Genomic DNA, 232 nt, shown 5'->3' with positions numbered 1-232 from the left:
CCATGGTAGCATCTTTTGCCCACCCGTTTGAATAAACATAATAATACAAATCTTTTCTTTTAAAGACCCAAGGACCTTCTCCATATACTCCATCTCCTCCGTGATTTACTTGTAGATTTGCAGCACTTTTAGCTCTTTCTTTCCAAAGCAAGCGTTTACCTTGTTTGTCTAGAATTACAATTTCATGCAAAGATCCCTCTCTTTCAATCATATTCTCTTTTAGCTTTACTAC

The 232-nt window shown here is 36.2% G+C and carries 1 protein-coding gene; it reads right to left on the bottom strand.

Going from position 1 to position 232, the window contains the following annotated elements:
- A partial coding sequence (locus Q4563_RS23020; protein WP_442903878.1) for a hypothetical protein occupies positions 1 to 232 on the bottom strand: 232 nt, incomplete at both ends.

This window comes from Gilvimarinus sp. 1_MG-2023 (assembly GCF_030548285.1).
The sequence above is the reverse complement of the archived record's forward strand: the minus strand, read 5'-3'. Positions and strand labels throughout refer to the sequence as shown.